Consider the following 22,351-nt stretch of genomic DNA (forward strand, 5'->3'; position numbering starts at 1 on the left):
CTTTACTTCATTTATGCTTTCATTTCATCGATCAGTTGCTTTGATCGCTGTTCCTGGCCTCATTCAACACCGTTTCTGACTCTCTGGCCCTTAACAGCTTGGCTGTTTTAATCCGCACTGGTTTCTGACTCATTCCACTCTATCCCGATTCTACAGTCCGAATAACAACATTACCATTTATAGCCTTTGTTAATATTATCTTTTAAATTACTTATTTTAACTCGTTTATAAATCAAAATTACACAAACCGATGAATCGATCCACGCTCGAACATAATAAAAACCTGCTCACCAGGTTTATAATTATCATTTGAATGAATAATCACAATATCCTCGCTGCTAATACCTAATTTTAACTCATAAAATTGAAGGCCGTATTTATAAAAACATCGCGTTACCGTTGCTGCTATCGTCACTTGATTTGCAGACCCTGTTTTATTTGTGGTAATCATCAGCTTATCACTGGGAACAAAGCCTTCCTTAATAGAGATGCCATCTGATAATGTTTCAGCAGAATGCTTGTTAATTGGTTTAAAGTAAATTTCCTCCGGTTTCCCTACTTGTTGAAATTGCCCTTCCTTCATAATAATAATACGATCCCCCATTAACATTGCTTCATCTCGATCGTGCGTGACAAATAAAGCAGTGACATTCTCTAATTTAATGACCTTTCGTACCCATTCGCGAATCGTTTTTCGAAGTGAAGGATCTAAGCTGCTGAATGGTTCATCTAACAGTAGTAACGAAGGATTCATTATAAGTGCTCGCGCTAATGAAACACGTTGTTGTTGCCCGCCAGATAATTGATGGGGATAGTGCTTTTGAAAGGACTGCATTTCAACTTTTTCTAACATTGTATATGCCCTCTCTATTCTTTCCTTTTTCGAAACCTTTTGTTGCCTTAAACCAAAAGTTATATTCTCCAGTACTGTCATGTGGGGAAATAATAATGGCTGCTGAAACATCATTACCACAGGGCGATCTTCAGCTTTTACAAATGTAATATCCCTATCATTTAGAATGATCGTACCGTTCGAGACGGTTTCAAGCCCTGCTAAACAACGCAGCAAGGTCGTCTTCCCGCACCCTGAAGGGCCCACTAAACTAATTAATTCACCCTTTTCCATCTCAAGGTTCAGGTTGGAAAATATTGGGTCCTTTAAAAAATCTTTCGAAAGATTGCCTATCTTTAAGAACATTAATATCACCTACTAAGGTCTACGAATAATTCGTAAATAAGATTGAATAATAATCTCAAGTAATAATAGAAAGAAGATTGGTAATAAGGTAAACAGTACAGAAAAAGCAGCCATCACTGCTTCGTCCGCATGATTGAAAAAAGGATAATAAATAAGTGGCAATGTTTTTACTTGACCTCCACCAATAATAGCTGTTAATACATATTGACTTAAAGAAATAACAAACACTAGTATCGCTGTACTTCTAACACTTGGCAACAATAACGGAAAGGTTACTCTCCAAAAGATTACCCCTGGTTTCCCACCTAAGCTCATCGCTTGCTCTTCCCAAGCTATATTTAAACGGTCAAAACCAGCTTTCAATATACGGATTGCATATGGAAGCGTAGGCAGAAGATGAATTAAAATGACTCCTAATACTTGATCTGCTAACCCGAGCCTGATCATTGTAAAATGCAATCCCATCGCAATTGCTAGTACCGGAATAAGGATTGGCATAAAAAGGATCGTTTCAATCATCACTTTTCCTCTAAACTGAAACCGACTTATCGCTCTAGCTGTTGGAAATGCAATCATAAAATTTAATAAAACAACAGCAATTCCAATATAAATTGTAATCATAATAGATGAAACAATATCCGAATCATGGAATACAGCAATCCATGCCCTTAGGTTAAAATCAGTTGGTCTCCAGTCGGGCCAACTCCAGCTATAGCTAATACTTTTTAATCCAAGAAAAAATAAAGGAAAAACAAAGATGGCTATAATAAATGCAATGATTAAAACCTGCAATTTAGTACGTTTTGCCATTTATCGTTCGCTCCCTTTTAACCATTTCTTACGATTTCTTTGGCTATAACTTAATATCAAATAGCTTACAGCAACGGTAGCTATTGAAAGTGATACCATTAACGCTTGTGCTATCGGCCGATTACTCCAATTTCCTTCATAAAACCATTCGTAAGCAAGAACCGGCAGCATCTTCGGAAAAGTAACTCCCAGCAATGCTGGAACCTCAAATGCACCCATTATAAAGGCTACAAGAATTAAGCCAATTTCTAATATAATCGGCCAAAGCCATGGAAACTCAACAGTTGTCCAAACTTGCCAAGAGTTACCTCCTAACGTTTTAACAACATCCTCATAACGAGTATCTAATTCCTGATAGGATGGTAGCAGCATCAAAACTACAAACGGGAGTTCTTTCCAAACATATGTTGCGATAACACCTATATAGTAGGGGTCATTTATTAAAATCGGAAACTCATTTATTATATTAATCAACCCCAATTCATACAAAAGAGAAGAAATCCAGCCACTAGGCGCTAGTAAAACAAATACTAAATAAGCAGCTATAAAATGTGGGATTAACATTGGAATCCAAACTAAAAACTTCCAGTGGTCGCGCAAAAATAAACGAAACAGCAATCGTGTCAGCAGCACCCCTAACAGCAATGACAGTATTGTCGCCGTAAGTGACACAACTAAACTTATCTTTAAAGATTCAATAAAATTTTTATTATGTACTAATGTTTTATAATGATAAAAGGCAGAAGGAGCGGATTGCATACTCTCCACTCCTGCCATAAATAAACCATATCCAACAAAGACTATCACAAATAATATGCTAGGTAGTAATCGAAAAAATAATGTTACCCTAGTTTTGGACAACTTCATTTTCCCAATGCTCCTTAATCCAATCAGCATATGCTGAGTCTAATTCTGGAAGAATCTCTTCATTTTGTACAACGGACTTACCAGTCATCGTCTCCAATGAGTTTAACTGCTCATCTGTTAAAAGCTCCAAATTTAATACCGTTCCCTCTCCCCACATTGATGGATCGAGCTTAGCAATTTGCGCCTCAGGAGACAGCATAAAATTAATAGCAATCAAAGCCCCGGCTTTATTAGGACTATTCCACGGAACACTTAAATAATGCGTATTTCCAATAGATCCTGGTTTGAGAACCAATGTTTTCGTCGTACTAGGAAATACACCGTTCTGGATTAAGCTTTCAGTACGTTTCTCATTAAAGCCCATCGTGAAAGCTACTTCGCCATTGGCATATAGCTGATCAAGCTGCGCTAATGAGTCAGGGTATGTCTTTCCCTCGCGCCATAACGACTTTTCTAATCCATTTAGATACTCCCATACTGCTGTACTATTTTCATTTAGCCATTTTTGATTAAAGCTTTCAGTAATAACAGCTGATTCATTATTAGCAACCTCATATAAAAGATGACGAACAAAAGCATTACCGGTAAAGTCTGAAACATTTGGATATGTAAATTGGCCCGGATTGTTATGAACCCATTGTGTTAATTCTGCAAAATCCTTTGGAGGATTATTTACTTTATTTTCGTCATAATTCAAAACAAATTGCACTTTACCCCAGGGTGCTTCTAATCCGTCAATGGAGGTTCCCATATCATTATGTACATATGGCTGCTCCTCGCCTATAAACTCCTTAAGGTTCGGCAGTTTTGATGCAAAATCTCCATAAAGCAGCTCGTTATTTTTTGCATTTCTAAAGTTTTCACCATTAATCCAAATAATATCAATTGTTCCTTTATCTTTTCCAGCTTTTTTCTCCGTTAACAGCTTAGATATAAAGTCCCCTGTATCCATTGGAAATCTCGTTAAACTAACATCATGTTTTTCTTTTAGGTGAGGGATAACCCAATCATCAATGTACGAATTGGTTCCTACATCCCCACCCCACATATAGAGGTTCACTTCTGTTCCTTTTGCCACTTCTTCAATTGTAGCCCATTCCTCGTTAAGCAAATTAATTTGATCACCTGTCTCTTGCTGAGGGTTACAAGCACTTAGAAAGATGACAAGTAAAACAATAATACCGGTTACTTTTTTCATATTCGAATCTCCTTTTTCTATCATTGCGTTATATTACGATGATATCGATAAAGCAAATCACTTATTTAGGTCCATTCATATTTCATATCTCTGAAATATATAATACATCTCTACTACATAAAAAACTAACATCATGATTTGTTATATAACTACTTACGTATTGCTTCTTAACCATTTATTATAACGGCAACCAAACCAAAATGTAACTCCAGAAACCTATGGATAAATTCAAAATAATAGATATATGCTGCTCATAATTTTTAAGGGAACTTTTATCAAAAAGGAAATAGAGATAAGACTAAACTTAGAGAGGTCAAAAATAATGATGAAGATAGTGGGGATAATAACCATATCTACTTATATTAGGAGGTTTTTTGCTTTGAGCGATTTTTTTCCTGTATTATGGCCCGAAGAACCTACTCCCGAAAGACTCAAAGCGTGTGATGAATGTGGTCTTAACGAGCATGGAACACGAATGATTTGGGGCGAAGGAAATCCTAATGCACCCATCTTAATTCTCCTAGATAATCCTGGTGCTCGCGAAAACCGTGAAGATCAAGCATTTGTTTGTGGAACTAGACAAACATTACAACAAGCTGCAAATCATGTGGGTTTGACTATGAACGACCTATACGTAACCTATGTTTTAAAACGAAAACCTGTCCGTGCTTATAATAAAGATAAAACTAGAAAAATTTGTATGACTCATCTCAATGAACAGCTACAAATGAAACAGCCTTCATTAGTTTTTTGTTTAGGCAATGTAGCTGTCCAATCTTTTTTTGATAACCCCGAAGCGACAGAAGTTAAAGCTTTGCGTGGTAGGATCCATACCGTTCACGGCTATTCGACAGCTGTGGCTTACCATCCGTTAGCTGTAAGACGGCGTCCAAATCTATGGTCATCCTTTATCGATGATTGGAAGCTTATTGCTGATCATTATTTTAAGCACGGAAACAACTAAAATAAGGTTACAAGGATCATTATGAAAAATATAATCATTATATAGTTAACAGAATACATAAAGTTCATATGGGCCCAACTATAATTATCTTTCGTAAAAAAACCATTAAAGCTCAATATTAGCCACCCAACATTCATCAATGTTGCAATAACAACAAATACTGTACCAAGCGATATTAGGAAAAGTGGTAATGGAAGTAATAAACAAATATATACAACCATATGCCGCTTTGTAACTTTGAAACCTCGTACAACCGGTAGCATCGCAACTCCTGCTGCTTTATATTCATCACATTTTTTCATTGCAATTGCATAGGTATGAGGCATCTGCCAAATAAACAAAATAACAAACAACGTAATTGGTACAATATGAAGAGCAGAATCAATTGCCGCCCAGCCAATCATCGGTGTCACCGCTCCAGAAACACTACCGATTAGTGTGTTAGCCGTATATCTTCGCTTAGACCACATGGTGTACAATATTACATAAGTAAACCAACCGACAAATGCGTATGCAACAGTTTCAATTGTTGTAAATAGCAACAAGATCATCCCCAACACTGACAGCGATACCCCAAGCATTAGCACTACTTTTAGGGGAATATTCCCTGTTACAGTTGGGCGTTTTTTTGTTCTATCCATTATAGAGTCTATATCAACATCATACCAATTATTAATAACAAGAGCACCCGCCATGACCATAGTGCTGCCGATGATCGTTAATAAAACAATATCCCATTTAGTTGCAAATGATGTATTAGTGAAATACAGCGCTAACCACAGCCCTGTAAAAACTGGTAATACGTTGGAAATTAATACACCCGCTTTAAAAAGGTATTTTAAATCCGTGATAATACTAGAAATACTTTTATTCCAAACATTTGCTTTCTCCATTTTTTGTTGAGTTAGCGTAATATTATTACTCATCTTTTTCCCTCCCCTAAGAGCTCGTACTTAAGGACAGTTCATTCTCTAAGATCTATAATTATAGTAAATTCTGTTTACTAGATTTTTCACTGTTATTCATAATCGGAAGGGTCCACAATATACGAATATATTAAATAGATCACCATACCAATTGAGGTTGTTATAAATCCCCAACCAAGGATAATCTGATCAATGACTAAATAGTTATTACATAATTGCGCTGGTGACTGAATATATAACCATCCCATCGCTATAAATAACGCTGTAAAAAAAGAAATAACTCCGTTTTTCCATACATTATTCAACTTTCCCCAACTATCGCGTAAGGGGACACCTGCTAGAAAAGGTAGGCTTATAAATTTAAATATCTCGACGAATTGTACGGTTAATGCCTCATCCATGGTTCGTGGTAACGCCCAATAACACATGATAATCGTAAAAAGCAAAATACCCGGAATACCATTTTCATTATAGCTTTCAAAAAAGCTTGAAAAACGTTTTTGAAAGAAAGGTGCCATTAGAATACCTGCAATCACCAACATCGGCATTTGCATATGCATATGAATGATCATAATCGATTCCATTAACTCAGGAACAGGAGGAACCATTAATCCAATTAAAAGCAACAATCCCAATGTAACAAGATTCATAGTTTACTCCCCCTTCCCTGCTTTTAAAATATCAAGTAATTTAGTTGCTGCTGTATCAACATCTTGAAAATCCATAACATCTACTAGTTTTCCTTTTCCATCAACTAAATAGAAAGCGGAATTATGCGCATAATTTCCTTTCCCATCAGGAATCACAATCACACCAAACTTCGCTAGTAAATTATCCAATTGCTCTTGATTCGGAATTCTTGCCATTCTCCATGTTTCGCCATCACTTTCATATAACTGCATATACTTCTTTAATGTTGCTGGATCATCTTTAGTAGGATCAAAGCTAATACTTAAAAACACAATGTCTTTACCTAAATATTCATCAGGAATCCTATCGTAAACTTGAGACATATTGTATTCTAATTGAATACAAACAGTTGTACATGACGTATACATAAATGTTATAAATAAATATTTATCTTCAAATTCAGAGATTAAATATGTTCGTCCCTTACTATCTTCTAAGCCTACGATTGGAAATTCAGGCTGATCCTCGACCAGTTTTGTTACTCTTGCAGTTTCGGCTGTATAAGCTGTAAACCCATCTGTGCCTACATAGAACAATAAAATTCCAAATACTAAAACTACAAGACACGAAATTTTAGTTTGCCGGTTTTTGATCATGTAGATCACTTCCCAAATTCTAATTTGACTTTTAGTTGGAATAAAGAGATAGCCCTAATAAACGAGCTATCTCTTTTTTTCCTAAAACTATAAAAATATTTAACTTATTACTAATTTAATCCGGGTTCACCGTCTTGCCTTCGGGGCTGACCCAGGCGCTTACGCTTTTCTTTTTTGTCTAGCTTCAGCGCCTAGCCCCTCGGGGTCAAATAACCTTCCTCCTCTTGAAGTCTTTCGACTTCTTCGTCGGAAGAACATTTGCCTGTCGGGGCTGACCCAGGCGCTTACGCTTTTCTTTTTACCAAGTTTTAAATGGTGGTGATCCTGGAGGCGCATTTACAATCATATCAACAACTGGAAGTACATACGCCATTGCTACAACGATGATCATGAACACAACCCACATTCCCCAACGCTCTGTCCAGTATGGAGTTTTCGCTGCACCTGGTTCTTCTTCAGCAATAGGGAATTCTGTTTCACCTTTTGGTGCAAAGAACATTAAATTAAATACTGCGTACACTTGCATAAGAACTGCTACTAATAAGATAGTCGCTCCTACACCAATAACAGCCATATACGGGTCCCAACCTAATGTTGAAGAAAACTCGCCATATGTTGTGAAAGAAGTTCTTCTTGGTGATCCGAATAAACCAACAATATGCATTGAGAAAGCCATTGTAGCCATACCGATCGTCCAAAGGATCGTTGTGACAACACCGAATTTATTCATCGCTGGTGTTAACACACGTTTTGAAAGATACGGAACTAACCAGTAACTAATACCGAAGAACGTCATAACAACTGACATACCCAATGTTAAATGGAAGTGACCAACGATCCACATTGTGTTATGAACAACTTGGTCTAACTGGTTCGTACTTTGAGCAATACCACCCGCTCCGGCAGGAACAAAAGCCAACATCGCGATAAATGGAGCTAAGAAACGAACATCACCCCATGGCATTTTTTTCAACCAACCTAAAGCACCTTTTCCACCTTTTTGTCTTCCAGTACGCTCCATTACTCTAAACAACGCGTAAGCTGTCATTAATGAAGGGAAACCAATTGCTAAACTCATAAATACGTGCATAAATTTGATGCCTTCATTGATACCTGGGTCAATAATTTGATGGTGGAATCCACCTGTAATGTTCATAATTACTAAAGGTACTACAACTAAACGCGTTAAGAAGTCATTCCAACGATGTCCGCCGATAATCTTCGGAACTACTACATACCATGCTGAAACTGCTGTTAAATACCAAATGTTAACGGCTGTATGACCAAATGCCCAGAATAATGTGCGGGCAAGCAATACGTTGATTGTGTCTACCCAACCAAGTGTCCACGGGATGATCATAAACAATACTTCAACAGCAACCATTAAAGTTGCACCTACTAATAGAACAAATGAACCTGTTGCAAAGAAAGCCATAATCGGAAGATGTTGACCTTTATGATTTTTTCTCCAATTCGCTACTTGAATGAATGCTCCGATTGAAAGCGCCCAAACACCTAATACGATAAATACTAAACCAAAGTAAAACACTGGGTGAGCTGCCATCGGCGGATAGAATGTATACATAACAGATGCTTCATTCATTAATACCGGAATCACAACTAATACAAATCCAATAATCTTTAACCAAAAACCAACCCATGCGATCTTTCTTACTTTCGGTAATAAACCACCTAATGTATGTGAAAGCCCTGCATAATAGTAACCAATCATAAAGAATGCTGATAATACAACCACTAATAGTAAACCATGCGCTGTTAAAACCTGATAATAATTTAACCAAGATGGTAATTCTAAAACACCAGCTCTGTTTAATCCTTGAAGTAATCCTAGAAGTCCGCCTAGTAATAATGCGATAAATGCAACAGATAAATATGATTTCGATATCTTAGCGTCTTCTACATTAACTCCTAAAACATGATTTGCTTTTTGCTTAAATGTTGTTGTTGTTTTTAAAGCTGTTTGCACTTTCTTTCCCCCCTTTATTTAACCGTAATTGTAGTACTCATTACTTGGTGTCCTGCACCGCAATACTCATTACATAAAACTAAATATTCGCCTGGTTCTTCAAATTTCTGCGTAATTTTTGTGACATGACCTGGCAATACCATTGCATTAAGGTTTGTGCCTGCCACTTGGAAACCGTGAGTAACGTCTTTTGAAGTCATTGTAAAATGTACTGTTGCACCTGCTGGGACTTCAATATTCATCGGTGTAAAACTAAATAATTGTAATGTCATTACGACTTCATATTCGTTCTCGCCAATTTGCTTAATGCCTGGCTCGTCAAATGGTGCTGTTTCATCAACTTTCTGCGGATCAATTGTTTCCATCCCACCCGGAGGTCCCATTTCTAATGCGTAAGCTTGATAACCAGTAATAATCATAAACATCATGATCATTCCAAAACTTATAGTTAGCCAAATCTTTTCATCTAAATGCATTTTCATCTCTCCCCTTCCTAAAACCTATCCATATATAATCCGTATAATATTAAATAAGTACCAAGAATAACTGCTCCAACAATTCCTACCGAAATCCAAGTACCAACTTTTGAAGTTTCATGAACTGTCTCAATTTGCACCTCTTCTTGAGTATCAATTGTATTAACCTCTGTAGCTTTCATTGAATTTTCCCCCCTTTGTTTTCTTACCTTTATAATAGTTGCGAAACATTCTCGTTGAAGTGAGTCAAATCACAGGCGAAAGCCCAGAAAAACCACCTTAAATACCCCTAACACTATAGAAAACTTATAAGTATCAAGGACTAATTAAAAATGTGTCGGATTTGTGAATAAAAAATTTATTAAACTATTATGTTTAATAATATCTCTAAAGTGGATACTCAGATGTTGTTCTGGCATTTGTAAGTCTTTTTTAACCGAATCAAGTTGCTTATTAACAACGTAGTATGGAGCGAACAGTTATATTTAATTGAATGCCGTTTAAGCACTTATATAACGACTATTACGTACAATGTATGGAATGAAAAACTATACAGGTGAGAGGATAATTGTATGTTTTGTAGAAGAGATGTCTATCGAATTGACCCTGAAAAGGTTTGCGATTTTACTAGTTATTTTGAAAAATTCATAGTGCCTAATCAAATTAAAAACGGTGCAAAACTGATCGGGCAATGGATTACAGAAACAGAAAGTGAAATCATTACCATGTGGGAATACCCTAGCTATGAGGACTATTTGAGAATAGAGGAACGAGTTAAAAGAGATGTAATATACCAACGAGCTCAAAGCTATCTAAAAAAGATTGGCATGCCCTACTTAAACACCAATCAAGATTATTTAACTCAGACGGGGACATACAACCAAACTCCCAAGCAGAACGTATCTGTCAGTGGGTATATTACAAACGACAATGGCGAAACTTTACTAGTAACAACATATTGGAGAGAAGATACTTGGGAATTACCCGGTGGCGGAGTGGATAATGGTGAAACATTGGATAAAGCCCTTATTCGAGAAATCTATGAGGAAACTGGTTTAATTGTAAAATTACAAGGTGTAACAGGGGTTTACTCAAACGGCAATACTGTGTCGGTCGTTTTTCGAGGAGTTTGGACTGGCGGCTCTTTAACTACATCAGCTGAAACGAAAGCTGTCCGCTTCGTTAAACTCGATTCATCCAATGTCTTGAAGTATATAAAACGCGGAAAATTTATTCCAAGAGTGTTAGATGCAATGAACGTACGCTGCATCCCATATGAAAGTTTTAAGGTTAGGCCATATCAACTGTTAGAAAGACTTGAAGGAAGAGAATAAAATCTGTCGACCTAGTTTCGTTCAGCTTATGTCGGATATTTAATTAAACATTTGTTTAATTAAGAAGGTGTCTTGAGCAATCACCTTAAGTCAGAATCACACTTCGTTTTTGACCCTTTTGAACACTTTTCTTCCTTGATTCTGACTCGATTGAACGCTTTTATCCGTTTCCTGTCAGAATCAACCCTCGGTTCTGACTCGATTGAACACTTTTCTTTGTTTCCTGTCAGAATCAACCCTCGGTTCTGACTCGATTGAACACTTTTCTTTGTTTCCTGTCAGAATCAACCCTCGGTTCTGACTCGATTAACCGCTTTTCTCTGCTTCCTGTCAGAATCAACCCTCGGTTCTGACTCGATTGAACGCTTTTCTCTGCTTCCTGTCAGAATCAACCCTCGGTTCTGACTCGATTGAACACTTTTCTTTGTTTCCTGTCAGAATCAACCCTCGGTTCTGACTCGATTGAACGCTTTTCTCCGTTTCCTGTCAGAATCAACCCTCGGTTCTGACTCGATCAGCTATTTTTATACGTTTCCTGTCAGAATCACTCCTCGATTCTGACTCGTTTGAACACTTTTCTTTGTTTCCTGTCAGAATCAACCCTCGGTTCTGACTCGATCAGCTATTTTTATACGTTTCCTGTCAGAATCACTCCTCATTTCTGACTCGTTTGACCGCTTTTCTCCGCTTCCTGTCAGAATCAACCCTCGGTTCTGACTCGATTGATTGCTTTTCTCCGCTTCCTGTCAGAATTACTTCTCGATTCTGACTCGTTTGACCGCTTTTATCCGTTTCCTGTCAGAATCACTCCTCATTTCTGACTCGTTTGACCGCCTTTCTCCGCTTCCTGTCAGAATCAACCCTCGGTTCTGACTCGTTTGACCGCTTTTCTCCGCTTCCTGTCAGAATCAACCCTCGGTTCTGACTCGTTCGACCACTTTTCTCCGTTTCACGTCAGAATCCACCCCATTCTGAATCGATGAATATTTCACCCGCTTCTTATGAACGAACTATAAACGCCATCATTGATTTATCTTTCTTTAGGTTCCAATCAACAAAAATGTCTCTTACAGGGTTCTTAAAAATAGTTTCAAATCTACCATCACGGTGAAAATACCTTTTTTCTAATTCATCCTTTGTAAATAGTAATTCTGTGTGGAAACCATTTTCAATTAATGCTTTTTCAATTTGAACAAGTATGCCAATCCTTTCAATTAGATAAATTGATGAGGAAATAGGATATAAAAAAATCCTATCCGGAATTTTTTCTACTAATAAACTAATTCGTTCTATCTCTAATTCCAAACTTCTAACATCAATATCCGTTTTAATTGCAGGTGTTATTTCCTGTTCTAAGACCAAAATAATTATTCCTGAGTTATTCGGAAAATTCCAATCATGGTATTGTTCTTCCACTTCTACTTCAAATGTCACTTGAACAACACCCTTTATTTCATCTAAAAGGTGATTAATTATTACTGTGCGGGCTTGATCGACATACTTTTGCTGTCCTTGTTGTAATAAGATTTCTTCCATTGGAGTTAAAAAACCACGTATATATGTAACAAGATGATTTTTCGTAACGGTTGTCCGACAATTCTGCGGTCCTTTACCAAACTTTTTTCTTAATAATTTACTAATATAACTACTAATGTACTCTTCCTTTTCATTGTTCTCCATTTAATTACAAAACTCCTTATATACCGATTAGAAATTGTTCTACAATTTACTTTATATACATGTAGTATATACGAATGTCTTGTTACTAATAGCAGAGTTCATATATATTAATAAAAAAACATATTGCATGTAGGATGATCCTAGTAACAACATGTTTCTTTTATTAATTCACTAAATATTCTTCTTTTTTAAAAACAAAAATAAGATAATTCCGATCACCTTCATAGTCCCATAAAATAAAGATATCATCAATTAAACGATTAAATAGATCCTCAAATACTCCCTTATGCTTGTAATAACCGCTTTTTACTTCTCTTGAATAATGTAGGAGTACATCTATGTTGCCTTTTTCATAAACGAGACTTTCTATTTTTAATAAAACCTCTTTAGATTCTATCGCACAAATATTATGTGTATACTTAACAACTTTCAAGCTTGCAGGCTGTTTATGGTATCTTGCTCCAATATCTTTAAGCTTGCTAAATAGAGTATTCTCAATAGATACATCTACTAATCTTTCATGGATTTCTGCAGCTTTTTCAAGTACAAGTATCCCTGTGTTTGTTTCATAATTCCAATCATGTAGGAAATTATCAAATGCATTCCCTAACACAGTTGAGGCTGCTAATATAAATTCCTTCGTAACTGAACTCATAACTGCAGAGCGAAATTGAATTGCTAAGTTTAGTTCATCCTGATTCTTCAAAACTTCCTCCGCCGGGGTTATAAAACTTCGCATGTATACATATAGCCTAGACCCTTTTATCATTACTAAACACGTTTCTGGACCTTTACCAAATTTACGTTTTAATAGTTTACTGAAAGTACTACTTAAATACAGCAAATCATCTTGAACAAATTTAATCATGTCCCTCTCCTTCCTCAAAAATAATAAAAGGCCTAACTTCAGAAAAGAAGTTAGGCCACGGCTAAGACGACTATTTTTGTAGTTTCTTCCATTTACCATACATGCTTATGTATTGATTTGAGTTGTTATAACTTTTTAAGAATTCCCTAACTAATGACTGCAAGACATTAGACCTATGAATTTTAACACACTTCAAACTATTCAGCAATAATTATCGCATTATAGGCAAATTTACTTCGATACATGTTCCCTCAATCGTGCTTTTTATATTAAATTCACCCTTATGGTCCTGAATGATCTGGGAGCTAACAGCCAAACCAAGTCCTGTACCATTTTCTTTTGTTGTAAAGAAAGGCTCATTTATTTTATCTATAACTTTTAGTGGAATACCACATCCCTGATCAATTATCCGAAACTGTACAATGTCATCATTCAGTTTCAGACCCTCGACCTCTAGTTTGCCACCTTCAGGCATTGCTTCAATAGCATTTTTAATATAATTTATGAAAACTTGCTTTAGTTGGTTTTCATCTCCAAATACTGTTTCATCTTTTATAGTATAACTTGTTTTTACCTCAACATTATTTAGTAATGCTTGTGACTCCATTAGTGTTATGACATGTTGAACTAACAAGCGTATATTCAATCTTTTATATTTCACTTTAGTAGGCTTTGCTAGAACCATTAATTCTGTTAATATCGCTTCAATTCGATTAATTTCCGAATCAATTATATTAAAATAGGATATCTCACCTTTATACTCTTTCATCATTAATTGTAAAAAGCCCTTTATTGCTGTGATTGGATTGCGAATTTCATGTGCAACTCCAGCTGCCAATTGTCCTGCGACAGCTTGCTTGTGTGAGATTCTTTCTCTTTCCTTTTTAATCAAAGTAACATCCTTTAAAACTACATAGCTACCAACGATCTCTTCTTCAAAGAAGACTGGAAAGGTAGTAACATTTACGTCTACTAAACTTCTTTGCTGTTTCCTTTTAATTTGAGAATCAAAATTAACTAGTTTTTCTATGTCTTTTTGGAGAAAAAATGTTTGTGATTCATTTAATACAGAAGGGCTAAATATATCCCCAAGTGCCATATGCAATAGTTCAGATCTAGAATACTTTAAGAGCGTTTCGCAAAGATCATTAACATAAACCAATTGTCCAGTTCGGTTAAATATAAAGAATGGATCTTCGTTTTTTGATAAAACAGAGAAATCTTTATCTACATTCGCATCAACGTAAATATTTAATAGACAATTCAAACGTGTTATTTCATCTATCTCCACCTGCATACTATCCCTCCCGGTTCTACTTCTATACTTCAACTAAGTGTATAACTTTTTATTATATACATAAAAAAGCCAAAATAAGCGTAGCTATCCCACGTCTTATTTTGGCTTAAATTCTAGCATTAAAAAATATCTAGACATTCATTGCCTAATATCATTACAAGCATTTTTCAAACTAACATCATATATTTACTAATAGACGAGAGCTATTAACCCTATATCCACTATTAATAATATACCTTCTCCATTAAATTTTCAATCATCTTTAATGAAAAAACAGTACAATTGTCAGAAAGCTGAGCATGCCCTTTTCAACATGGGAAAGAAGCCTAATTCTAATTGTTAGGCTCCATTACCGAAACATTATTTCAAAGCAGGTGTAAATTTGTTATTCCATGATCGCACACCATCATCTTTAGCAAATTCGATAATTACATCTGTAACACCTTTAATTTCTTGTAACTTGCTCTCAATTCGATCTTTTATTTCATGTGCTTGTGCAACCGTTAAAGATGGATCAATTTCTAGTTTTGTTTCGATATGATAATCTTCACCTTCTTTTAATGCATGTAATGTCAGAATATCTTTTATTTCCGGATTTGAAAAAATATATTTTGCAATCCTATCTTGCAATTCTCGGTCCGCTTCACCTAATACTCCTTTTGCATTATCTAAGAATACTCTACCCACTACATAAAACATCATAATACCGATAAGAATCGATGCAATTCCTTCAGCAGCGTGTAAACCTGCATAATAGGAAAGTAATATTCCAATAATCGCAATGACCCCGCCCAAGGTCGCAACTAAATCCTCCATAAACACAAGTTTCGTAGCTGGTTTCGCTCTTCTTAATCCACCGAAACTTTTCGTAAATATCGCAAATCCACTTGCCTCTATATGGGTTTCATGCAGTACCTCCTTCATTGCTTTATAAAGCACATAAGACTCTAACAATACTGCTAAACCTAAAACACTTAGGTTAATGGCGATTCCAGTGGATTCGATTGGGTGCAAAATGTGATGATAACCTTCTTTGATCGTTTCGTAACTCATTATCCCTACAATAATAACGGCTCCAAGTAACACTAAATTAACAAGACGGCCGAAACCATTCGGAAAGCGTTCTGTAGGCATTTTCTTACTTAGTGCACTTCCAATATAAACAAAGTATTGATTCGCGGCATCGCCTAAGGAGTGCATCGTCTCAGCAAACATCGCTACATTACCTGTTATAAAAAAGGCAATCCCTTTAACTATCGAAATAATTGTATTTACAATAGCTGCAATTAAAGCCGATTTATTCCCTTTTTTTAATAATCCTTCCTTCTGTGCCATATTTCCCTCCATTAAGTCATATTTGTTTATTGTAGTATTCGTCCTTTTAGCAAGATTTATAATTGGAAATGAATTTAATGCTTAACCATATGAATGAATAACAAACAAATTTTAAACAATATTAAATAACTTATTTAACGGGCTGAGCGGATTATTTTAGAAAATGTCTTGCGATATGTTAACCTTTAATTAAAAACCTCTTGTTAAAGTTGAGAGTAAGGAGCCTTCGTACATGTCATTAAATAATTGGTTTTCTAGAGGAATGACATTCAGTGAATATGTAGAGAAAATGATGGTAAACCGCAGCGAATTGGAAGGTATTTACAACAAATTAGAATTAAATTCTGATGATGTCCAGTACTTTTCAAAATTAAAAGATAAAAAGCTACGGATTATTACGTTAACAGCCGACTGGTGCGGCGATGCTGCTTTATGTGTGCCTGTAATGCAACGTCTGGCAGAAATCGCAATGTTTGAAACAAGATTTCTCATTCGTGATGAGAATTTAGAACTTATGGATCAGTATTTAACAAATGGTACAGCTCGTTCTATTCCAATTTTTATTATTATTGATGAGGACGGTCTAGAGTTAGCTGTATGGGGACCGCGTTCACCAGAAGTTCAGCAAATCGTTACAGAGATGCGCTCAAAGTTACCAACGCAAGATGCTCCCGATTTTCTAGTCAAACAAAAAGAGATGTTTGCTTCATTCAAAAAATTAATAACAACTGATACATTGATTTGGCAATCAGTTATCCGAGATATTCGCAATAGGTTTGAGACCCACCTGCGCTAAGCTGATTGAAAATAAATATGCCTTACCTACATTCTTTAATATGTGTAGGTAAGGCATACTAAAACATCTATCTAAAATGATTTCTTAAAGCTAGAAACCTCTAGCAAAGTTGAGTCCACATTTTATTTGTTGCCGCGATTGATCGCTTTTCGATGATTGAATAAGCAGCATTTGTAATGGCTTGAGCCAATGTATCACCAGTTTCTCTTACTTCATTAAAGCAAACCTCGGTACCCCCGTTTGTTTGATAAGTAACACCAAACTTCTGTAATCTTTCTACAATTAACAGTGCATGTTCAAGGTTATGTTCAGGCTGGAACTCTGATTCATGAATAAAAACACCTTTTTCAGGATCATACCATTTATCCCATCTATTTAACTTCCAACCTAGTATTCTTCGGGCTATTGAGTCAATTTTCATAGCTATTTCCCCTTTTCTTTTGAATATTTTTCTTTCGTTCCGTTTGTTATATAACAATTTTATTATTTAACTGAGATTATATAACAGGTAAAATGGAATTTCTAGCCTAAAATTTGTGCTTTTTCAAAACAGGTTCAATATCTTAAAAAAGGTATAAAAAAGCGCCTAAACTTCAAAGTACAAAAGTTTAGACACTTTTTACGTTATGCTATTTATAAGTTGAATTTCAAGTGTGATACATGTAAACATTAACAACATGACGATATACTGCACATGTATCTACCATCACAAATACTGTTTAAGAGCAAACTCATTTTTTTCTTTATAAGAATACAATGTAACAGGTCGTCCGATTCCATATGTAATATTTTCTTCTAAAACATTAATATCCCGTAAAAATTTCAGGTATTTCCCGATAGATACTCTTGATATATTGGTACGTTCAGCTATATTTTCGGTTGAAAAAGGTACCTTGCTCATTTCTTTTATAGCCTCAACAACTATTTCTAATGTAACTTTTGTAAGTCCTTTTGGTAAGTGCGGTGTCTCAAAAGATTGCGGTTTATGCTCTTTAAGGTGAAACATTTTATCAAGCTCTTGTTGGCTTATATTGTGCTGTTTATTAAATAGTATATATTTTTCCCGATATGACATTAGGGCTTGGCTAAATCGTTCAAATTCAAAGGGCTTTATTAAATAATCAACCACACCATTTCTTAGTGCAATCTTTATCTTCCCCGCATCAGATGCCGCAGTAATAAGAATAATATCAATACCTATTTCTTGTTCTCTAATATAGCTTAAGAGCTCTAAACCATTTTTACCAGGCATGTATACATCTAATAACAGAAGATCAATTTCCTCTTTTCCAATATACCCAAGTGCTTCATCAACAGAATGCGCAACTCCAATTAACATAAAATGGTCTACTTCTGCTAGGTAACGTTTATTAATTTCTGCAACCATCGGATCATCTTCAACAATTAGAACTTTAATCATCAATTTCACCACCCGTTTGCGTCTCTATAGGTATTTCAACACATATTACTGTTCCATTTTCTGATTCTGTATTAATTCTAATTTTACCGCCCAATTTTTCAACACTTTTCCTGACCAAATATAATCCATACCCTCTGTTTTGTCCTTTTGTAGAGTAACCTTTTTCAAATACAGTATCAATTACAACACTTGGTATTCCTGAACCCGTATCTGCGACAGTTATTTCGAGCTTTTTCTGAATATAATTAAATGTTACCTCTACATTTTTTTCAGTACTATTTTCCATTGCTTCAATGGCGTTATCAATCAGGTTTCCCAAAATTGTAATAACCTCATGAGTGATTTCCAAATTAATCGGTCCTGGAATTACTGTTTTCGTATTGATCAACAAATTTACATTCTCTTCCCTGGCATAGCTTAGCTTTCCTAGAATAAATCCCGCTATTGCCGGGTCTTTTATACTTTTTGTAACATTTCCTACTTCATTATTAATATGGTTAACCAGCGTACTGATAAAATCTGCTAATTCATCATACATACCCATTCGCACCATACCTAAGATAACATGTAATTTATTCATAAACTCATGTGATTGAGCACGAAGTGTTTCTGCATATGTTTTCACACCTGTTAGCTGTTCAGCCAATTGATTTATTTCAGTCTTGTCTCTAAAAGTGGAGATTGCGCCGACAACTTGTTTATCTACAATTAATGGCACTTTGTTCACAAGAATTGTTACCCCATTGACACTATGCTCTCCATTTAGCTCTGGTGCCCCTGTTTTCATAATTTCATCTAACGAAAACGCTGGTAACAGTTCATTGATTCGAACTCCAATCGGATCAATTGTAATTCCTGCTTTTTTTAATATCCGCCTAGCTGACTTATTTACTAGTGTAATTGTAAAGTCCTGATCGACAGCTACAATCCCTTCATGAACAGACTGCAGCATTGTATTCCGCTCTTCTAAAATTTTGGCAATTGCAAAAGGTTCTAATCCAAAGAGTGTCTTTCTTATGTAACCTGCAACGATTAATGCCCCGACTATCCCGAATAAAATGCCAATGATAGTGGCTAACAGAATAATATCGCGAGCACTACTTAACGTTTCATCAACCTCTGTCAAGGCTATCCCTACTGCCACTGCCCCAATTTGTACGTTATTTTCATCATATACGGGGGTAAAAGCTCGGTAGGATTTTCCCAGTGTTCCTTCTGAGAAAGAGACATACGCTTTCCCTTTCAATACTTCTTTTTCGTCTCCTCCAACAAACTTTTGTCCAATACGCTCAGGATTAGGATGTGATTTCCTGTATCCATTCATATCCATAACAACTACAAAAAGAACATCTGTAGTTTTCTGGATATCAATAGCGTACGGTTGGATTGCCTCAACGTTTCCGCCTTCCTTTAATCCATTTTTAACTATTTGTGAGTTAGCAACTATCTTTGAAATCGTGGCTGCTCTTTTTTCAAGATTTTCTTTAACATACTCATTTATTGTAGTGCTTATTAAAACATCCGTAATTAATAGTGAAACTAAAACTACAAGGCACACAAGTGAAGTAATAATAGTACTTAGCTTAAATTTTTTTTTCAACATCATTCACTCCAAAAAAACGCACTAATTTTAAACTTTATTATAAACAAAAAAAGCTGCCCCTGAATAGAACAGCTTTTTGTAAAATAATTTATGCAGATAATTCCCCATCTTTCTTGGATGGAACTTCTGTTAACTGTGGAGTAAATTCGCCTTCCATTTTAGAAACTACAACAGTTGCTACACCATTTCCAATTAAGTTAGTTACTGCACGAGCCTCTGACATGAAACGGTCAACACCTAAAATTAATGCTAGACCTGCTACAGGAATTGATGGGAATACCGCCAATGTTGCAGCAAGCGTTACAAATCCTGAACCCGTTACCCCTGCAGCACCCTTAGATGTAAGCATCAATACCCCAAGAAGAAGCAATTGTTCACTTAATGTTAAATCAACACCGAAAGCTTGAGCAATAAACAATGCAGCCATCGATAAGTAAATTGATGTTCCATCAAGGTTAAAAGAGTATCCTGTTGGAAGTACAAGACCCACTACTGATTTTGAACAACCATAATTTTCCAGTTTCCTCATCATCGGAGGTAATGCTGATTCGGATGAAGATGTACCAACTACTAGGAAAATTTCTTCCTTAATATATCTAATAAATTTAAATATACTAAATCCATAGAACTTACAAATTGCTCCTAAGACCAAAATAACGAACAGAGCCATAGTTATATAAACTGAAGCCATTAATTTTCCAAGATACAACAAGGAACCGATACCGAAATTTCCAATAGTGTATGCCATTGCCCCAAAAGCTGCAATTGGTGAAACCTTCATAATAATATTAACAATCCCAAACATTACATCTGTAAATTTTTCAAATAGATCTACAATTGGCTTACCATTCTTACCTAAAGCAGCAAGGGAAATTCCAAATAGCACTGCAAGGAATAACACTGGCAATAACTCACCATTAGCAAAAGCACCTATGAAACTTTCAGGAATAATCGACATGATAAATTGCATTAAGCCATGGCTTGTTTCTTCAGCTGCTTGTGTATATTTTGCAACCGCATCTGCTGAAGCAGCGCTAGTATCAAAGCCATCTCCTGCCCTAATAATATTTGCTACCGCAATACCGATACCTAAGGCAATTGTTGACACAATTTCGAAGTATAACAAGGCCTTTCCACCAATACGACCAACCTTTTTAAGATCACCCATACCAGCAATACCAACAACAATTGTAAGAAACACAATCGGTGCAATGATCATCTTAACTAGTTTAATAAAGATATCTGCTAGTACTTTCAAGTCCGCTCCGAACTTTGGGAAAATTGCCCCACAAATAATCCCTAGTATAATCCCTGTGATTACTTGAAATGTTAGGTTCTTGAAATTAAACTTCATCTTAACACCCCTATCTTTTTTGTAAACGCTCTCATTGAGACCTAATTGGTTATGATACTTATGAGAAAATTATATATTTTCTTTATTAACAAACATAGCTTATGAAACTTTATAAAACTTTTATTTAATTAATTTAAGCAGGCTGATTACTTTTTACCTTCTTAAATTAAAAAGTACCGAATTTTAGATACGTCTGTGCTAACGTATCTAAAATTCGGTACTTTTGTATTCATTTATTCATGGATGTATACCTGGCTTTTTTAAAGCATAATATGAGCAGTTTTTTACACACGGAAAGATACTTAGGGAAGTTTGAAGTTAAAAAATAGAGACGGCAAACCGTCTCCAAAATATTATTTTGTCCTATGCCTCTTTTGTATGTCTTTGACCATCTAAAAGGCTGCCAACATACGTAATATCCTTAATTGTCACTGATACGTCACCTGTTGGAACTTTTAATAACAACTTTTCACCAATACTTTTAAGTAGCAGCTGCTTGCCCACAGGAGATAAGAAAGATATAAGACCAGAATCTGGATCAGATTGTTCCGGAAAACAAATTACATAGTCCTCTGTTTCATCTTCATCTTCATACCATACCGTAACTTTTGTACCAATAAATACTTTTGGAATCGAAGAAATATTCATTATATTCTTATCTAATAGCTCTTCTACTTCCAGGATATACAAATTAAAATAATGCTTTATTCGTTGTTGTATAGGTGTGGTAGCAATATAAAGTTCCGTTAGCTCTTTGATATTTTCATCAATAAAATTCAATTGTTGTAGGAAATCATCTTTAATTTCATGAATACTACGGTTCATAATATATTACCCCCAGGCTTGGATTAAACCTTTTCAAGACTTTTGTAAACCCTCTCATTTAAAATTCCTCCTTTTTATAAACAAAAAAATAAGACATTCTTAAATATCGGCATTACAGTGATCCTTA

22 protein-coding genes are annotated in these 22,351 nt (G+C 35.5%); 3 read left to right on the forward strand and 19 right to left on the reverse strand.

What is annotated here, in order from left to right:
• Positions 1-238 precede the first annotated feature (238 nt).
• The 4 genes from C1724_RS16695 to C1724_RS16710 are packed head-to-tail and all read right to left on the reverse strand — an operon-like array spanning position 239 to position 4,073.
• Positions 239-1,198, reverse strand: a complete 960-nt coding sequence (locus tag C1724_RS16695; RefSeq protein ID WP_102347832.1) for an ABC transporter ATP-binding protein — start codon at positions 1,196-1,198, stop codon at positions 239-241.
• A gap of 12 nt (positions 1,199-1,210) precedes the next feature.
• Positions 1,211-2,008: an ABC transporter permease gene (locus tag C1724_RS16700; protein ID WP_102347833.1), complete on the reverse strand. Its 798-nt coding sequence runs from the start codon at positions 2,006-2,008 to the stop codon at positions 1,211-1,213.
• The gene (locus C1724_RS16705; protein ID WP_102347834.1) at positions 2,009-2,875 is read right to left on the reverse strand and encodes an ABC transporter permease; all 867 of its coding nucleotides are present in this window, start codon (positions 2,873-2,875) and stop codon (positions 2,009-2,011) included.
• Positions 2,856-4,073 (reverse strand): ABC transporter substrate-binding protein, encoded by a 1,218-nt coding sequence (locus C1724_RS16710; protein WP_102347835.1) that lies wholly within the window; start codon positions 4,071-4,073, stop codon positions 2,856-2,858. Before C1724_RS16710 ends, C1724_RS16705 begins: the two co-directional genes overlap by 20 nt.
• A 379-nt stretch (positions 4,074-4,452) precedes the next feature.
• Here C1724_RS16710 and C1724_RS16715 point away from each other — a divergent pair, with 379 nt between their 5' ends.
• The gene (locus C1724_RS16715; protein WP_102347836.1) at positions 4,453-5,037 is read left to right on the forward strand and encodes a uracil-DNA glycosylase; all 585 of its coding nucleotides are present in this window, start codon (positions 4,453-4,455) and stop codon (positions 5,035-5,037) included.
• On the opposite strand, the gene cyoE is transcribed toward C1724_RS16715, so the two are convergent.
• From cyoE to C1724_RS25720, 6 genes are all read right to left on the reverse strand, one after another.
• Positions 5,034-5,963 (reverse strand): heme o synthase, encoded by a 930-nt coding sequence (cyoE, locus tag C1724_RS16720; RefSeq protein WP_258000426.1) that lies wholly within the window; start codon positions 5,961-5,963, stop codon positions 5,034-5,036. The genes C1724_RS16715 and cyoE overlap by 4 nt on opposite strands.
• A gap of 92 nt (positions 5,964-6,055) precedes the next feature.
• Complete coding sequence (locus tag C1724_RS16725) at positions 6,056-6,613, reverse strand: hypothetical protein (protein ID WP_102347837.1); 558 nt, start codon at positions 6,611-6,613, stop codon at positions 6,056-6,058.
• 3 nt (positions 6,614-6,616) lie between these two features.
• Complete coding sequence (locus tag C1724_RS16730) at positions 6,617-7,249, reverse strand: SCO family protein (protein WP_102347838.1); 633 nt, start codon at positions 7,247-7,249, stop codon at positions 6,617-6,619.
• Positions 7,250-7,547: 298 nt separating this feature from the next.
• Positions 7,548-9,236 carry a cbb3-type cytochrome c oxidase subunit I gene (locus tag C1724_RS16735; protein ID WP_102347839.1) on the reverse strand — a complete coding sequence of 563 codons (1,689 nt, stop codon included), beginning with the start codon at positions 9,234-9,236 and terminating at the stop codon, positions 7,548-7,550.
• A gap of 14 nt (positions 9,237-9,250) precedes the next feature.
• Positions 9,251-9,718, reverse strand: a complete 468-nt coding sequence (locus tag C1724_RS16740; RefSeq protein WP_102347840.1) for a cytochrome c oxidase subunit II — start codon at positions 9,716-9,718, stop codon at positions 9,251-9,253.
• 11 nt (positions 9,719-9,729) lie between these two features.
• Positions 9,730-9,894, reverse strand: coding sequence for a hypothetical protein (locus C1724_RS25720; RefSeq protein WP_180994307.1), 165 nt, complete (start codon positions 9,892-9,894; stop codon positions 9,730-9,732).
• A gap of 390 nt (positions 9,895-10,284) precedes the next feature.
• Here C1724_RS25720 and C1724_RS16745 point away from each other — a divergent pair, with 390 nt between their 5' ends.
• Entirely contained in the window at positions 10,285-11,046 is a 762-nt protein-coding gene (locus C1724_RS16745; protein ID WP_102347841.1) for an NUDIX domain-containing protein, read from the forward strand.
• 999 nt (positions 11,047-12,045) lie between these two features.
• Here the strand turns inward: C1724_RS16745 and C1724_RS16750 are convergent.
• The 4 genes from C1724_RS16750 to C1724_RS16765 all read right to left on the reverse strand — a co-directional run bounded on the left by C1724_RS16750 (position 12,046) and on the right by C1724_RS16765 (position 16,226).
• Entirely contained in the window at positions 12,046-12,726 is a 681-nt protein-coding gene (locus C1724_RS16750; RefSeq protein WP_102347842.1) for a DUF2294 domain-containing protein, read from the reverse strand.
• A 163-nt stretch (positions 12,727-12,889) separates the two neighbouring features.
• Entirely contained in the window at positions 12,890-13,693 is an 804-nt protein-coding gene (locus tag C1724_RS16755) for a Na-translocating system protein MpsC family protein (RefSeq protein ID WP_102347843.1), read from the reverse strand.
• Positions 13,694-13,805: 112 nt separating this feature from the next.
• The gene (locus C1724_RS16760) at positions 13,806-14,891 is read right to left on the reverse strand and encodes an ATP-binding protein (protein WP_102347844.1); all 1,086 of its coding nucleotides are present in this window, start codon (positions 14,889-14,891) and stop codon (positions 13,806-13,808) included.
• Between the two features lie 360 nt (positions 14,892-15,251).
• Complete coding sequence (locus C1724_RS16765; RefSeq protein WP_102347845.1) at positions 15,252-16,226, reverse strand: cation diffusion facilitator family transporter; 975 nt, start codon at positions 16,224-16,226, stop codon at positions 15,252-15,254.
• 262 nt (positions 16,227-16,488) lie between these two features.
• On the opposite strand from C1724_RS16765, the gene C1724_RS16770 reads away from it, so the two are divergent.
• A complete protein-coding gene (locus C1724_RS16770) occupies positions 16,489-17,022 on the forward strand; it encodes a thioredoxin family protein (protein ID WP_258000427.1) in 534 nt (177 codons plus the stop codon).
• A 100-nt stretch (positions 17,023-17,122) separates the two neighbouring features.
• Here C1724_RS16770 and C1724_RS16775 read toward each other — a convergent pair whose 3' ends face one another.
• From C1724_RS16775 to C1724_RS16795, 5 genes are all read right to left on the reverse strand, one after another.
• Entirely contained in the window at positions 17,123-17,443 is a 321-nt protein-coding gene (locus C1724_RS16775) for a BC1872 family protein (RefSeq protein ID WP_102347847.1), read from the reverse strand.
• A gap of 285 nt (positions 17,444-17,728) precedes the next feature.
• Positions 17,729-18,442 (reverse strand): response regulator, encoded by a 714-nt coding sequence (locus tag C1724_RS16780; RefSeq protein ID WP_102347848.1) that lies wholly within the window; start codon positions 18,440-18,442, stop codon positions 17,729-17,731.
• Positions 18,435-20,045, reverse strand: a complete 1,611-nt coding sequence (gene dcuS / locus C1724_RS16785; RefSeq protein ID WP_102347849.1) for a DcuS/MalK family sensor histidine kinase — start codon at positions 20,043-20,045, stop codon at positions 18,435-18,437. The genes C1724_RS16780 and dcuS overlap by 8 nt, the downstream gene beginning before the upstream one ends.
• An 88-nt stretch (positions 20,046-20,133) precedes the next feature.
• A complete protein-coding gene (locus C1724_RS16790; protein ID WP_102347850.1) occupies positions 20,134-21,399 on the reverse strand; it encodes a dicarboxylate/amino acid:cation symporter in 1,266 nt (421 codons plus the stop codon).
• Between the two features lie 363 nt (positions 21,400-21,762).
• A complete protein-coding gene (locus C1724_RS16795; protein ID WP_102347851.1) occupies positions 21,763-22,224 on the reverse strand; it encodes a GreA/GreB family elongation factor in 462 nt (153 codons plus the stop codon).
• Positions 22,225-22,351: the final 127 nt, after the last annotated feature.

Source organism: Bacillus sp. Marseille-P3661 (assembly GCF_900240995.1).
Taxonomy (GTDB): Bacteria; Bacillota; Bacilli; order Bacillales; family Bacillaceae_J; genus OESV01.